The sequence below is a fragment of the Dactylosporangium sp. CA-139066 genome, assembly GCF_050936175.1.
Lineage (GTDB): Bacteria > Actinomycetota > Actinomycetes > Mycobacteriales > Micromonosporaceae > Dactylosporangium.
Window position 1 is genome coordinate 2,609,402 of the sequence record NZ_JBNJNH010000002.1, and the last position, 13,070, is coordinate 2,622,471.

A 13,070-nucleotide genomic window follows, 5' to 3' on the forward strand; every position below is an offset into this window, starting at 1 on the left:
ATTCAGGCGTCTGACGGGCAGGAACACCACGTATCACTTGTTGCAACCGAAGCGAACCGGAGCAGCCTCCAGAGCGTCTAGGTAAGTGGTGCAACTCTCAGGGGTCGTCACCGAATCGCCCCTGCGGGCGGAATTCGGAAGGCGCTTTGACTGTTGTGTAGGGGGCATACCCGGGGGGCACCCGTTTTAGCAGGGTGAAACGGGGAAGGCGAAGGATGGAGCGGGGAGGGGCCCGAAGTGGAGAACGTGAAAGTGGAGATGCGAACCGACACAGGTGCCGAGGAGCGCGACCTGGTCGGCGTGTACTTGCATGAGATCTCCCGCACGCCGCTGCTCGACGCCGCTTCTGAGGTCGAGCTGTCCAAGGCGGTCGAGGCCGGGCTCTACGCGGAGCACCTGCTCGACTCGGAGGAGATCCCGGACGGCGTGACCGCCGCCGAGCTGCACCGCCTGGTGGCCGAGGGCGAGCGGGCGAAGGACCGGTTCATCCGGGCCAACCTGCGCCTCGTCGTGTCGATCGCGCGCCGTTACGTGCGGTCCGGCATGCCGATGCTCGACCTCATCCAGGAGGGCAACACCGGCCTGGTGCGCGCCGTCGAAAAGTTCGACTACGTGCGCGGATACAAGTTCTCGACATATGCGACGTGGTGGATCCGCCAGGCGATCAGCCGGGCGATCGCGCAGCAGGAGCGCACGGTCCGGCTCCCGGTGCACCTCGTCGAGGACGTCAACCGGATGCGCAACGTCGCGCGTCAACTCACCCGCGAGCTGGGCAACGAGCCGGAGCCGGAGCAGCTGGCCACCGCGCTCGGCGTGCCGGTCGAGCGGGTGCACGAGCTCATGCGCTGGTCGCAGGACACCGTGTCGCTCGACACCCCCGTGGGTGACGACGGCGACACCAACCTGGGTGACCTGGTCGCCGACTCCGACGCCCCGTCGCCGGAGGACGTCGTCCTGGCCGCACTGGAGCGGCAGCGGATCGAGGGCCTGCTCAACCACCTCGACGACCGTTCGGCCGGCATCATGCGGGCCCGCTACGGCCTCGAGGACGGCCGCGAGCACTCGCTGACCGAGGTGGCGACGCGGTTCTCGCTGTCCCGCGAGCGGATCCGCCAGCTGGAGATCCAGGCGCTCGGCCGGCTGCGCGAGCTGGCCCGCGCGGAAGGCCTGCAGGCGGCGTAGCCGGCAACAACGCAGCAGAGCGAAGAGCCCCGGGGCGAGGGACCCGGGGCTTTTCGCTGTGTTCCTGACGGACGGTTTTCAGTACGGGTTGCCGCAGACCTTCCAGGTGCCCTCCTGCTTCATCAGCTCGAACTCGTGCGACTCCGAGCCCGACTTGAAGGTGACGGTGGCGGTGATCGTCGCGGTCTCGTGACCGTTGTCGTTGCTGTAGGAGCCGCCCCAGCCCATGTCGTGCGAGGTCGGCGGGTTCTTCTTGACGTACGCGTCGAAGGCCTCCGGGCCGTACAGCACCTGCGTCGGGGCGCACAGCAGCTCGTAGGCGGCCTGGTTGTCGCCGGCCTCGAGCGCGGCGAGGAAGTCGCCGGTCGCGGTCTTGGCCGCCTTGGTTTTCGAGTCGACAAAGAAGAACAGCCCGGCCCCGCCGCCGCCGCAGCACAGCACGAAGGCGCCGATCAGGCTGAAGATAATGACCTTGGCAGTTTTACTCACCCTGGCCACGCTAGAGACCGGGGGCGACCCGTGATGTAAACCAGCCGACGCCGATCAAGCCCGATGCGCGACCACGAAGAGGCGCGGGAAGGGCAGGATCGTGCCGAACGGCTCGCGCGGGTACAGGATGCGCAGCTCGGCCCGGACCTCCGCGGCGAACGCCTCGGCGTCCTCGGGCTCGAGCGCGTCGAGGTAGGGCCGCAGGCCGGTGCCCTTGAACCACTCGAAGACCGGGTCGTCGCCCGGGAGCACGTGGTAGTACGTCGTCTGCCAGGCGTCGACGGTGAGCCCGGCGGCGCTGAGCAGCCGCACGTACTCCTCGGCGTCGAGCACCGGCGTCGCCGAGCGCGGCCCGGTGGCGGTGAGCGCGCCACCGAGCAGCGGCGCCCACTGCGGCCGGGCGGCGACGCGCCCGAACCCGGGATCGTACGCCGCGACCGGCACCTGGAAGGCCAGCGTGCCGCCGTCGTCGAGCCCGGCGGCCCAGGCCGGCAGCAGCGTCTCGTGGTCGTCGACCCACTGCAGCGAGGCGTTCGCGACGATCACGTCGACCGATGCCCGCGGCGGCCGCCACGCACCGGCGTCGCCGAGCTGGAAGCGCAGTTGCGGCGTCTGCAGCGGCTCGGCGGCCGCGATCATGTCGGGCGAGGAGTCGATGCCGAGGATCGCCGCGTCGGGCCACCGCTCGGCGAGCGTGGCGGTCATCGTCCCGGGCCCGCACCCGAGGTCGACCACGGCGACCGCGTCACCGGTCGGGATGCGCCCGACGAGCTCCCGGAACGGCCGCGCCCGCTCCTCGGCGAACCGGTTGTACTGCCCTGGATCCCAAGACGCCATGCCCCCATTCTGCGGGGCATGGCGTCAGGAGATCGCTGTGGGGGCTAATACTTGGGCCGGGCGTAACCGGTGATCTGGCGGCCGGCGTACGACACTTCTTCCACGAATTTGCCGGTGGTCGGCGCGTCGACCATCTTGCCGGGCTTGGTGTACATCCCGACGTGTGAGATGGGCGAGTAGAAGAAGATCAGGTCGCCGGGCATCAGCTGGGAGGCGCTGATGTGGACCATCGTCCGGTACTGGTCGGCGGCGTTGTGCGGAAGGTTCACGCCCACCTGTTTCCAGGCCGTCATCGTGAGGCCGGAGCAGTCGTAGGAGTTCGGGCCGGCCGCACCCCAGACGTACTTCTTACCCAGCTGGGCGTAGGCGAAGCTGACCACCTTCTGCCGGGTCGCGTCGTCGATGACGGGCGCCTTGGCGTTGGTGACGCCGGAGCCGTTGACCTTCGTCGAGCCGGCGGCGGTCGCCCGGTTCTTGAGGTCCTGCAGCTTCTTGATGTCGCCCTCGATCTTCTGACGCTGCGCCTCGAGCTGCGTCTTCTGGGAGGTCACGGCGGCCAGGGCCTCGTCGAGCGACTTCTTCTCGTCGTCGTACTTGCTCCTGGCGGCCTTGTAGCCGGCGATCTCGGCGTTCTGGCTGTGCGTGATCTGCTGGAGCATCGACAGCTGGTCGACCAGGTCGCCCGACGACGAGGCGTTGAGCATCATCGACAGGCCGCGCATGTTGCCGGCCGTCTTGAACTGCGCGATCGCGAACTGCTCGACGTTGGCGCCGGTCGTCGCCACCCCGTCCTCGAGGGGCTTGAGCTTGCTCTGCAGCTCGGCGACCTTGGCCTGGGTCGCCGTGAGCTCGTCGTTCACGTGGTTCCACGATTCGACGGTCGCCTCGAGCGCCTGACTGGACTTCTCGAGCTGGGCCTCGATCTCGGAGAGCGAGGGATCGGCGTGTGCGACCGTGGCCGGCGCCAGCACGGTCAGTGACACGAACCCGATCAGCAGGGTTCGCAGCACCGAGCGCCTGGCGCGGTGTCCAGTGGACAAGGCTGACCCTTCTTCACCTGGTTACCGCCTACCGGGTTAGCTGACGGGTTCGGGCGGGAAGAGGAAGGCGCCCTACCGCAGCTCTGCGGATTCACCCCACGAAACAACGCTGGGTCCCCGGTTCGATGCGCGCCGCGACGAGGGGATCGGGCGGCGCGAGGAGTTCGATTCGGCGGCGCTTGCCCGGCGCCATCCGGGGTGGATGACGGACTTCCGAGCAGGCCAGAGCCTAACTTAACGTGATCATCCGCCGGGCGAAAGACGCCTGTCCTGCTCGACATATAACGCGGGGAAAAGTCCGAATTACTGCCGGTTGGCTGTCGTCATCGGACCGTGACATCGACGCTTGCGATCATGTCGCGGTTACATATTTGAGGCTTGCTTCTTTCCAGAGAGCGGGTTAAATACGTGTAACTTCATACACCGAGGATGCAAATAGTTCGGGGGTCCGACAGTGCTACGGGTCCAGAACCTCGAGGTCGTCTACGACGATGTGATGCTGGTGCTGCGGGGCGTGAGCGTCGCGGTCCCCGACGGCAAGATCGTCGCCCTGCTCGGCGCGAACGGCGCCGGCAAGACCACCCTGCTCCGGGCCGTCTCCGGCCTGCTCGACGTGCACGACGGGGCCGTCGCCCGCGGCGCCGTGACCCTCGACGACCGCCCGATCCACCGCCTGCGCCCGGCCGCGATCGTCCGCCGCGGCATCAGCCAGGTCATGGAGGGCCGGCGCACGTTCGCCGAGCTCACCGTGGAGGAGAACCTGCGCCTCGGCGCGCACACACGCCGCCGGGGCGCGGCCGAGGCCATGGAGCGTATGTACGGGCTGTTCCCCGTGCTCAAGCAGCGCCGCGGCGCGGTCGCCGGCTACCTCTCCGGCGGCGAGCAGCAGATGCTCGCGATGGGGCGGGCGCTGATGTCCGACCCGAAGTACCTGCTGCTGGACGAGCCCAGCCTGGGCCTCGCCCCGCGCATGGTCGAGCAGGTCCGCGACCTCATCGCCGAGATCAACCGGGCCGGCACGGCCGTGCTGCTCGTCGAGCAGAACGCGACCATGGCGCTGTCGGTGGCCGAGCACGGCTACGTGCTGGAGAACGGCAAGGTCGTGCTGGACAAGCCGGCCGCCGAACTGCTCGCCGACGACGACATCCGCGAGTTCTACCTGGGCTCGCACGCGGCGCACTCCTTCCGCGACGTGAAGCACTACAAGCGCCGGAAGCGGTGGATGGCATGAGCGGTCCGGAGCGGAGCGGAGGGGCCTGCACAGCTCTGTGCTCGCGGCGGCGCCGGAGCGAAGCGGAGGCGACGGCGTGAGCGACGTGCTGCAGTTCCGCGACGTCCGGTTGAGCTTCGCCGGGGTGAGGGCGATCGACGGGGTCGACTTCGAGGTCGGGGCCGATGAGCTGTTCGCCATCATCGGCCCCAACGGCGCCGGCAAGACGTCCATCTTCAACGTGATCTCCGGGGTGTACCGCCCGCAGCACGGCCGCGTGCTGCTCGGCGACGTCGACATCACCGGCGCGCGGCCCGACCGGGTGGCCCGCCTCGGCGTCGCCCGCACCTTCCAGAACGTGGAGCTGTTCCGGCAGCTCACGGTCGTGGAGAACCTCATGCTCGGGCGGCACCACCACATCCGCTACGGCACCCTCGCGGCCATCGCGTGGGCCGGCCGGGCCCGGCGCGAGGAGCTGGCCAACCGGGCCCGCGTCGAGGAGATCGTCGACTTCCTCGAGCTCGCCCAGTGGCGCCGGCTGCCGGTCGGGCTGCTGCCCTACGGCGTGCAGAAGCGGGTCGAGCTCGGCCGGGCCCTGGCGATGGAGCCGAGGCTGCTCCTGCTCGACGAGCCGGTCGCCGGGATGAACCTGGAGGAGACCGAGGACATGGCCCGCTACATCCTCGACATCCGCGACGAGCTGAGCATCCCGATGATCCTCGTCGAGCACGACATGGGCCTGGTCATGGACCTGGCCGACCGGGTGCTGGTGCTCGACTTCGGCGTGCCGGTCGCGTGCGGCGCCCCCGCGGAGGTCCAGCAGAACCCCGACGTCATCCGTGCATATCTCGGCGAGGCCCGGCCAAACCTGGGGGAGGCGCGATGAGCGTCGCCACGCTCGTGCGCGACCGGGCGCGCAACGCCCCGGACGCGGTCGCGATGCGCCAGAAGCACCGCGGCATCTGGCGGGAGATCACCTGGCGGCAGTACTGGGACACCGCCCGCGCCGCCGCGAACGCCCTGCGCGGCCTGGGCGTCGGCCCCGGCGACCGGGTCGCGATCCTGTCCGAGAGCCGGCCCGAGTGGCTCTTCGCCGACGTCGCCACGGTCGCGCTGCGGGCCGCGGCCGTCGGGCTCCACCCGGCCGACCCGGCCGGCGCCATCGGCCACCGGCTGGCCGGCTGCGGCGCGAAGGTGCTCATCGCCGAGGACCAGGAGCAGGTCGACAAGGCCCTCGCGGTGCTGGACGACTGCCCGGACCTGCGGCGCATCGTGTACCTCGACCCGAGGGGCATCCGGCACCGGTACCGCCACCAGGTCCTGACCTCCTGGGACGACCTGCTGCAGGGCGGGCCGGGCCCGGAGCCGGAGCTGGACGCCGCGCCCGAGGACCTCGCCGCGCTGCTCGGCGAGGGCGTGCTCGCCGATCCGCCGCCCGGCCCGCGCGACCTGCTGCTGTCCAGCCGGCCATTGAGTCACGCCACCGAGCGCGCCTTCACCACCGGGCTCAACGCCGCCGCCGGAGTGGTCGTGCACTTCGGCGAGGCGATCGCGACCGTGCCGCCGGAGCTGCGGGAGGTACAGCCGACGATCATCCTCGGCGACCCGCGGATGTGGGAAGAGATGCTCGCCGGCGTCACCGCGCGGGTGGCCGGCGCCTCGCGGCTCAAGCGGGCCAACGCGCGGCTGTGGCTGCGGGTCGCCGACGGCATCGGCGCCACGCTCGCGGCCGGCGGCGGGCGGCACACCGCCGCCGGCCGGCTGCGCTACGCGGCCGGCTGGCTGCTGTGCTACCGCGCGCTGCGGGAGCGCATCGGCCTGCGCCGGGTGCGCTACGCGGCCTGCCCCACGGCGCCGGTCGCGCCCGAGGTGCTGCGCTTCTTCACGGGCATCGGGGTGCCGGTGCACCAGGTGCCCGGCACGACCGAGGACACCGCCATCGACGAGATGCACCGGAGCGCCGCGTGAAGGATCTGCTCGAGAGCGTGCTGCGCGGCCTCGGCACCGGCAGCGTCTACGCGCTGCTGGGCCTCGGCTTCGTCATCATCTACAAGGCGACCCGGGTGATCTCCTTCGCCCAGCCGTCGTTCATGCTGGCCGGCGCCGTCATCGTGACCTACCTGGTCGGCCCGATCGGCTTCTTCCCGGCGCTCGTCGCCGCGGCCGCGCTCACCGGCGGGCTGGCCCTTGGCGTCGAGCGGCTCGCGGTGCGCCCGATGGTCGGCCGGCCGGTGTTCACGGTCGCCATCATCACGCTCGGCATCGACATCGCGGTGCGGGTCGTCGACAACGCCTTCATCGGCCTCGACGTGCGCCACGTCGGCGACCCGTGGGGGCTCAAGGTGTTCACGCTGCCCGGCGGGATCGTCGTCGAGCAGCGGCACGTCGCGATGGCGCTGACCACCGCGGTGCTCATCGCCGCGCTGTTCGCCTTCTTCCGGTACACCCGCACCGGCCTCGCGATGCGCGCCGCCGCCTACGACCAGGAGGCCGCGCTGGCCCAGGGCGTCAGCGTCGGCGCGGTCTTCGCGATGTCGTGGGCCCTGGCCGGGGCCCTGGCCGCGGTGGCCGGCACGTTCGCCGCGGTGGGCGGCAGCGTGAGCGAGTCGCTGTGGCTGGTCGCGCTGACCGCGCTGCCGGTGATCATCCTCGGCGGCCTCGACTCGTTGCCCGGCGCCGTCATCGGCGGGCTGGTCGTCGGCGTGGTGCAGGAGGTGACCGCCACCTACCAGGGGCACCTGGCCTTCCTCGGCGGCAACGTCTCGGTCGTCACGCCCTACGTGGTGATGCTGCTGGTCCTGCTCGTCCGCCCCTATGGCCTGTTCGGGACCCGGGAGGTCACGCGCGTATGAGGAACCGTCCGCTGCTGCACACGTCGTACTCCCAGGACGTCGCGCTGTTCGGGAGTACAACGCAGCGATTTTTCGTGGTTTTTGGGCTTTTACTGGCGCTTGCCATGCCCTGGATCATCCAGGACGACGTCCTGCAGCTGCTCGGGATGGCCTGCGTCACCGCGATCGGCGCGCTCGGGCTCAACATCGTCACCGGCCTGGCCGGGCAGGTGTCGCTCGGCCACGCGTTCTTCCTGGCCATCGGCGCCTACACGGCCGCGGCGATCGCCGGCGACCCGCACGCGCGCACGATCGGCTTCGGCGTCACCGAGGTGCTCGTCTGGCTGCCCGCGGCCGGCATCGTCGCGGCGCTGGCCGGCGTCCTCGTCGCGCCCCTGGCCACCCGGCTGCGCGGGCTCTACCTGGCGGTGGTGACGCTCGGGCTCGTCTTCATCGGCGGCCACGTGATCAACGAGTGGTCCGCGCTCACCGGCGGGCCCGGCGTCGGGCGCCAGCCCCCGGCGCCGTCGCTGCTGGGCTACGACCTCAACACGTCGGACTCCTTCCTCACCAGGGACCAGAAGTTGTACCTCCTGATGCTGGTCCTGCTGCTCCTCGCGGCTCTCGCGGCGCGCAACCTGGCGCGCTCGCGAGTGGGCCGGGCCCTCACCGCGATCCGCGACCGCGACATCGCGGCCGGCGTCATCGGGGTGAACCTGGCCAGGTACAAGACGGTCGCCTTCGGGGTCTCGTCGTTCTACGCCGGCTGCGCCGGTGCGCTGCTCTACGTCGGGGCGGGCTACTTCGACCCGACGTCGTTCGACCTGCTGCTGTCGGTGCAGTACATCGCCATGGTCCTCATCGGCGGCGCCGGCACCGTCAGCGGCGCGGTTCTCGGCGCCTTCCTGATCACGCTGCTGCCGCGGCTGACCCGGGAGGTCCCGTCGTTCCTGCCGTTCATCAGCACCTCCCCGGCGGAGTCGCCCAACGCCTACCAGCTCGAGACCGTCCTCTACGGCGTGTTGATCATCGTGTTCCTGATCTTCGAGCCGCGCGGGCTGTTCGGCGTGTGGATCCGGCTGCGCAACTACTGGAAGGCCTGGCCGTTCTCGTACTAAGGAGCTCCTCAATGAAGAGGTTGGGCGCCCTCACCCTGGCCGCGGTGCTCGTCGTGGCCGGGCTCTCGGCCTGCCGCGGCGAAGACAACAGCGATCAGCAGTCCGCCACCGGCATGAAGACCGACGTCGGCATCACCAAGGAACCCTGCCCCAAGTCCGACCACAAGGACCGGGGCTGCATCTACCTCGGCATCATCTCCGACCTGACCGTCGGGCCGTTCCACGCCCTCGCCGTGCCGATCACCGAGGCGCAGAAGGCGTTCTGGCGGCGGGTCAACGCGCAGGGCGGCATCGGCGGCTACGACGTGGACGCCGAGACGTACGTGCGCGACAACAAGTACAACCCGCAGACGCACAACGAGGTGTACCAGGAGATCAAGGGCAAGGTCCTGGCGCTCGCGCAGTCGCTGGGCTCGCCGACCACGGCCGCGATCCTGCCGGACATGAAGACCAACAACATCCTGGCCGCCCCCGCCGCCTGGACGTCCGGCTACGCCTTCGAGGACAACATCCTCGAGTCGGGCGCCAACTACTGCTTCGAGTCGATGAACGCCGTCGACTACGCCAACGACACCTTCAAGCCCAAGACCGTCATGGCGGTCCACCTGGCCGGCGACTACGGCGACGACGCCGCGGCCGGCACGAAGATCGCCGCCGAGAAGCTCGGCCTGAAGTTCATCGACGTCAAGACCGACTCCGGCACCGACAAGCAGGCCGGCGCGGTCACCGCCATCGTCACCCAGAAGCCCGACCTCGTCATCATCACCACCGGCCCGGCCGACACGGCGGCGGTCGTCGGCGGCGCCGCCCAGCGCGGCTTCACCGGCAAGTTCATCGGCACCAGCCCGTCGTGGAACCCGGGCCTGCTGCAGAGCCCGGCCGCACCGGCCCTGAAGGCCCTGTACCTGCAGACGGCGCCGTGGAAGACGTTCAGCACCGACTCGCCCGGTCACAAGGCCATGCGCGAGGCGCTCGGCTCGTCGATCACGCCCAACGACGGGTACACCTCCGGCTGGGTCTGGTCCTATCCGCTGCTGGCCGCGCTCAAGGCGGCCGAGGCCAACAAGGACCTGACCCGGGCCGGCCTGATGAAGGCGGCCAAGTCGCTCACCAAGGTCGACTATGAGGGCATGCTGCCGGACGGGGCCGGCAACTTCGCCGGCGGTCCGGACGCGCAGTTGCGCGAGTCGCTGGTGTACAACCCGGCGGCCGGCAACGGCACCACCGACGTCCCGCTGGTCAAGGACTACTTCGTCGGGCCGACGGCGAAGGACTACAAGCTCGACAAGCCCTGCTACGAGAAGTTGTGAGTGCCGGCTGGTGAATGGGCGCGGGGGCGCGCAGCGGCGCGCGCCCCCACCCCGCTCACTTGAGCTCGCCGGCCACCTGTCGCATGAGGTCCAGGGTGGCTTCCTGCGACAGGGCGCGGCTCGCGAGCTTCTCGAGGTTGCCGCGGTACTGCGCGATGAGCTCCGGCTCCTCCCACAGCAGCTGCTGCCGGTAGAGCACGCCGTCGTCGGCGCCGAACTCGAGCAGCGTGAAGTCGCCCTCCCAGCCGGGGTGGTAGCCCGAGTTGAGCGGGACGACCCGCACGTCGGCGTACGGCCGCTGGGCAAACTCGATCGTGTGCTCGAGCTGGTCGACCAGGAGCGCGTCGTCGCCCGGCACCGGGGCGCGGCGCAGCACCGACTCGTCCAGGAACACCTGCACGTGCGGCGGCTCCTCGCGGTTGAACAGTTCCTCCTGCCGGCGCATGTGGTACTCGACGCGCCGCTCGGCCGCCGGCGTCTCGGCGTCGGTGGTGGCGTGCGCGTACCGCCGCGTCTGCAGCAGTGTCGGGAACATGATCGGCGAGAACTCGCCGATGCGGGTCGCCTCGGCCTCGAACCCGACGTAGGTGATCAGCTGCGCGGCCAGCAGCGGGCGGTACTCGTCCCACCACATCCGCCGCTTCGCGGCGCGCGCCAGCTCGAGCAGCTCGTCGACGGTTCGCGGGTCGTGGACCCGGTAGTAGGCCAGCAGGCTGCGCAGGTCGCTCACCGAGATGGCGACGGTGCCGTTCTCGATGCGGATGAGTTTGGACAGCGACCACTCCATCTCGGCGGCCACCAGGTCCTGGGTCAGCTCCCGCTCGCGCCGCAGCCGCCGCAGCTCGGCACGGAGGCGGCGCTTGCCCACGATAGGCCCGCTCATGGACCATCACCCCAATCGCGTACACATGGCATCGCCCCGGTCGAGGGCTCCGCGTTTCTACCCGAATTGCGGCAGATGCACCTAGCGCGATCGGATTTCCTGGACGAGTCAGCGCGGGGCGTGCGCCGCCAGAAAGATTCTTGCCATGGCGCTGGCCAGGTCCCCCGGATCGTTGGAGGCAACCGCCTGGCCGCCGGTCAGTTGGGCCATCTCCCGCAGCACCGCCATGTCGGCGTCGCCGCCGTAGCCGATCGCGAAGACCAGCACGGGCCGGCCCGGGTCGCGCAGTTGCGTCAGCCGGGCGATGAACTGGTCCTTCGGCATGGAGAAGCGGGAGTCCTGGTCGCGGCCGTCGGTGAGCACCACGACCAGGTTGAGCGCGTCGGCCGCGAACCGGTCCTTCATGTCGCCCACGCCGCGCAGCACGGTCTCGAACAGCGGGGTGCCCGCCTTCGGATACGCCGCATAGCCCGCCGCAACCTGACGCATCGCCTCTCGGCGCGGCACGTTGCCGACGCTGCCGTCCATCGGCCCGAACGGCAGGGCGACCGTGAACGGCGGCGCCTGCGCCGACGGCGAGGCGAACATCCACACGCCGAGGCTGGTGTCCTCCCCGAAGAGCTGGGTGGCCTGCTCCCCGGCCGCGCGCAGCAGGCCGGCCTTCGTCGTGGCCGCGCCCGTGCGGTCGAGCACCTGGTCGTTCATCGACGCCGAGGCGTCCACGAGCAGCAGGGTGTGATACGCCAGCCGCTTGTACTTCGCCCACGTCGCCGCCCACTCGGCGGTCGAGGGCGGCAGGTCCCGCGGCGCCTGGTACTTCGCCGACAGCCCGTCGGCCGCCGGCGCCGCACCGCCGGTGGCCGGTCGCAGCCCGCGCGCGGTGAGCACGGCCGCGAACTGCTCGCCCCGCATCCGGTCGGCCAGCCGGGTGGCCAGCGACTTCAGCTCGCCGTCGCGGGCCGCCGCCGGCGTGAGCAGCAGCGGGAAGTCGGCCTCGAACAGCGCGTCGGCCGGGTAGATGGCGGCCAGCGCGACCGGGTGGCGGGTCCGGGCGTACCCCCAGAGGTCCTGCTCGGTGACCGGGAACAGCCCGACGTCGCGCAGCGCCCGCGCGGGGTCGCCCTGCTGCCCCATGCGCTCCAGCAGCCGGGCCGGCACCGCCTCCGCGTCCGCCAGGCGCGCCCGCACCGATAGGGCGCGCATCTGGGCGATGCCCGGGTCGTTCGTGGTCCCGGCCATCGCGCTCTGCACCTCGAGGGCGCCGAGCAGCCCGGCGGGGTCGGAGAGCGGGTTGCCCATGCTGAGCTTCGGCACCTGCCCGGCGTTGAGCCCGGCGGCCAGCGCCGCCCAGGTCGGCTGCCTGCCCGGCCAGCCCAGCGACTCGGCGAACGGTCGCGGCGCGGCGACGACGACCGGCGTGCGGGCCAGGGAGACGGGGTCCGGCGCGTGCTGGAACTTCGCGATGGTCGCGAACGCCTCGGTGGCCGGGATCCACGCCTCGCCGCCGGCGTAGCCGGGCTGGGCGGTCACCGCGACGAGCTTGCAGCCGCCGGCCGAGTTGGCCCCGATGTCCGCGGCGGCCTGCTCGACGGCCGGCGCGATCTCGGGCGCCACGGTGGTGCGCAGCACCTCCCGCCCGCCGCACGTCGTGCCGGCCGCGCCGCCCGCCGGCGACGCCCCGTGGCGCGCGGCCAGGCTGAGCCCGACGAGCACGCCCGCGGCCACGGCCAGCGCGACGATGATCACCCCGACCGCGATCCACCACGCGGTCGCCGAGGAGCGCTCCCGCGGATCTTCCGGCGGCGGTACGGCGGGCGCCTCGATCGGCGCCGCGGTCCACTCCCGGCGGGTTGGCTCGGGCGGCCACTCGTGCGGATACAGCGGGGGCAGCCAGCCCTCGGGTTGCTCCGCGCCCGTACGCGCCGGCGGATCCGGGGGGTCGTCGTCCACCGGCGCGTACGGGTCTTCCTCGTCGTCGTGCTCGTCGGGCACCCAGGGGGAGGGGCGCTCCGACCAGCGCGACGATCTCGCGGGCGGTCTGGGGCCCGGCACGGGACGCCCGCCTGGCTCCGGTGGCGCCGGAGGGGGACCGCCTGGCGCCGACGGGGCCCACGGGGAGGGAGCGGCGTCGGGTGGGGCGGGTGGCGGCCGGTCGGCCGGCTCCGATCGG

General features: G+C 71.2%; 12 protein-coding genes and 1 riboswitch. Of the genes, 7 read left to right on the forward strand and 5 right to left on the reverse strand.

Annotated features, from left to right (window positions below; all coding sequences use genetic code 11):
• The first annotated feature begins 258 nt into the window (after nucleotides 1–258).
• A complete protein-coding gene (locus ACQEVU_RS56760) occupies nucleotides 259–1,182 on the forward strand; it encodes a sigma-70 family RNA polymerase sigma factor (RefSeq protein WP_433339527.1) in 924 nt (307 codons plus the stop codon).
• A gap of 78 nt (nucleotides 1,183–1,260) precedes the next feature.
• Here the strand turns inward: ACQEVU_RS56760 and ACQEVU_RS56765 are convergent, their stop codons facing one another.
• Genes ACQEVU_RS56765 through ACQEVU_RS56775 form a run of 3 tightly spaced genes read right to left on the reverse strand, consistent with a single transcriptional unit; the run spans nucleotide 1,261 to nucleotide 3,548 of the window.
• Nucleotides 1,261–1,671, reverse strand: a complete 411-nt coding sequence (locus ACQEVU_RS56765) for an Rv0361 family membrane protein (RefSeq protein WP_433339528.1) — start codon at nucleotides 1,669–1,671, stop codon at nucleotides 1,261–1,263.
• A 54-nt stretch (nucleotides 1,672–1,725) separates the two neighbouring features.
• A complete protein-coding gene (locus ACQEVU_RS56770) occupies nucleotides 1,726–2,508 on the reverse strand; it encodes a methyltransferase domain-containing protein (RefSeq protein ID WP_433339529.1) in 783 nt (260 codons plus the stop codon).
• 44 nt (nucleotides 2,509–2,552) lie between these two features.
• Nucleotides 2,553–3,548 carry an NlpC/P60 family protein gene (locus ACQEVU_RS56775; protein ID WP_433339530.1) on the reverse strand — a complete coding sequence of 332 codons (996 nt, stop codon included), beginning with the start codon at nucleotides 3,546–3,548 and terminating at the stop codon, nucleotides 2,553–2,555.
• Nucleotides 3,549–3,558: 10 nt separating this feature from the next.
• A riboswitch (cyclic di-AMP (ydaO/yuaA leader) is annotated at nucleotides 3,559–3,698 on the reverse strand.
• A 346-nt stretch (nucleotides 3,699–4,044) separates the two neighbouring features.
• Here ACQEVU_RS56775 and ACQEVU_RS56780 point away from each other — a divergent pair.
• From ACQEVU_RS56780 to ACQEVU_RS56805, 6 genes are all read left to right on the forward strand, one after another.
• Entirely contained in the window at nucleotides 4,045–4,779 is a 735-nt protein-coding gene (locus ACQEVU_RS56780; protein ID WP_433339788.1) for an ABC transporter ATP-binding protein, read from the forward strand.
• Nucleotides 4,780–4,855: 76 nt separating this feature from the next.
• Nucleotides 4,856–5,644 (forward strand): ABC transporter ATP-binding protein, encoded by a 789-nt coding sequence (locus tag ACQEVU_RS56785; protein ID WP_433339531.1) that lies wholly within the window; start codon nucleotides 4,856–4,858, stop codon nucleotides 5,642–5,644.
• Nucleotides 5,641–6,726: an AMP-binding protein gene (locus tag ACQEVU_RS56790; protein ID WP_433339532.1), complete on the forward strand. Its 1,086-nt coding sequence runs from the start codon at nucleotides 5,641–5,643 to the stop codon at nucleotides 6,724–6,726. Before ACQEVU_RS56785 ends, ACQEVU_RS56790 begins: the two co-directional genes overlap by 4 nt.
• The gene (locus ACQEVU_RS56795; RefSeq protein ID WP_433339533.1) at nucleotides 6,723–7,610 is read left to right on the forward strand and encodes a branched-chain amino acid ABC transporter permease; all 888 of its coding nucleotides are present in this window, start codon (nucleotides 6,723–6,725) and stop codon (nucleotides 7,608–7,610) included. Before ACQEVU_RS56790 ends, ACQEVU_RS56795 begins: the two co-directional genes overlap by 4 nt.
• Nucleotides 7,607–8,707, forward strand: coding sequence for a branched-chain amino acid ABC transporter permease (locus ACQEVU_RS56800; protein ID WP_433339534.1), 1,101 nt, complete (start codon nucleotides 7,607–7,609; stop codon nucleotides 8,705–8,707). Before ACQEVU_RS56795 ends, ACQEVU_RS56800 begins: the two co-directional genes overlap by 4 nt.
• 11 nt (nucleotides 8,708–8,718) lie before the next feature.
• Nucleotides 8,719–10,017 (forward strand): ABC transporter substrate-binding protein, encoded by a 1,299-nt coding sequence (locus ACQEVU_RS56805; protein WP_433339535.1) that lies wholly within the window; start codon nucleotides 8,719–8,721, stop codon nucleotides 10,015–10,017.
• A 55-nt stretch (nucleotides 10,018–10,072) separates the two neighbouring features.
• On the opposite strand, the gene ACQEVU_RS56810 is transcribed toward ACQEVU_RS56805, so the two are convergent.
• The gene (locus tag ACQEVU_RS56810; protein ID WP_433339536.1) at nucleotides 10,073–10,900 is read right to left on the reverse strand and encodes a DUF5753 domain-containing protein; all 828 of its coding nucleotides are present in this window, start codon (nucleotides 10,898–10,900) and stop codon (nucleotides 10,073–10,075) included.
• 108 nt (nucleotides 10,901–11,008) lie between these two features.
• Nucleotides 11,009–12,892 (reverse strand): hypothetical protein, encoded by a 1,884-nt coding sequence (locus ACQEVU_RS56815; RefSeq protein ID WP_433339537.1) that lies wholly within the window; start codon nucleotides 12,890–12,892, stop codon nucleotides 11,009–11,011.
• Nucleotides 12,893–13,070: the final 178 nt, after the last annotated feature.